At 72.2% G+C, this 1,178-nt stretch carries 1 protein-coding gene; it reads right to left on the reverse strand.

The window, feature by feature from the left end; genetic code table 11:
- Nucleotides 1-1,176 (reverse strand): M4 family metallopeptidase (locus AE652_RS27900; RefSeq protein ID WP_234348566.1); only part of this gene is annotated, 1,176 nt, incomplete at its 3' end.
- Between the last annotated feature and the right edge of the window lie 2 nt (nucleotides 1,177-1,178).

Here is a 1,178-nt window from a genome sequence, read left to right on the forward strand (position 1 = left end):
CGGGTCGTTGTTGACGAGCGAGGGGTTGTACATGTTGCGGATCGGGCCCTGGCCGACCAGGTTGATCATCTCGCCGACGGTGTAGTCCGGGGAGTCGTACGGGGCGGGCTCGTTGGCGTACGACTCGGTCAGCGCGCCCATGATGTCGCCGGTGGCCTCGCCCAGGCCGGACTCGTTGTTGGCGCCGCCGGGGGTGTACTGGTCGATGCCGTGGCCGAACTCGTGGCCGACCACGTCGATCGCCGCGATCCACTCGTTGGCCTGGCTGTGGCCGATGGATATCGTGCTGCCGTCCCAGTAGGCGTTGACGTCGTTGAGGCCGACCTTGACCGGCCAGCTGCCGCCGTTGCCGTTGTGCCCGTTGCGACCGAGCCAGTCGCGGAGCATGTCCCATTCCTTCTGGGCCGCGAACATCGCGTCGCCGCAGCCGGTCTCCTTGGTCGACGGGCTGCCGTTGCCCCAGGAGTCGCTGGACTTGGAGAAGACCTGCCCGGTGCTGTAGTCGGAACACGACAGGCCGGGCCGGTTCGGGTCGCGCAGCGAGTACGAGCCGCCCGAGCTCGTGGTGCTGATGGTGACCGGGGCGGGGCCGTTCCACTTGCTGTTGATGGTGCCCGCACGGACGTCGTCGTAGCTGTCGAGCACCTCGCCGGTGGCCGCGTCCACGAAGACGTGCAGGGTGCTGGGCGCCGACGCGGTGCGGCCCTTGAGGACGGTCTCCCAGGCGAGCCGACCGGTGCCGTCCTTGACCCGGACGACCAGGCGGGGGGAGTCCGCCGAGTCCACGGTGGCCAGTTTCGTCCGGGCGGTCTTCTCCGCGTCCGCCGCGCTGACCTGCGGGGTGGTCGAGCCGCCGACCGGTCCGGTGGCGGCGGACTGCAGGGCGCGGACCTTGCCCTGGGAGTCGGCGAGGACGACCGCGTCGCCGCCGACCACGGGCAGGCCGTGGTAGCTGCGCTCGTAGGAGACGGAGTAGAGGCCGCCGAGCCAGGGGGTGACGGTCTTGCGCTCGTAGGTCTCGCCCGGGCCCTTGGCCAGCGCGTCCAGCCCGGCGTTCGCGGCCGCGTCGGCGGCGTTGACGGCGGCGGCCAGGGCGCTCGGCGGCGCCGGGGAGGGGGTGGGCGCGGCGGTGGCCGGGCCCGTGGCGGCGGCGATCATGCCGGCCAGCACGGTCAGGG

The organism is Kitasatospora sp. MY 5-36 (assembly GCF_001182915.1).
In the GTDB taxonomy this organism is placed as follows: domain Bacteria; phylum Actinomycetota; class Actinomycetes; order Streptomycetales; family Streptomycetaceae; genus Kitasatospora.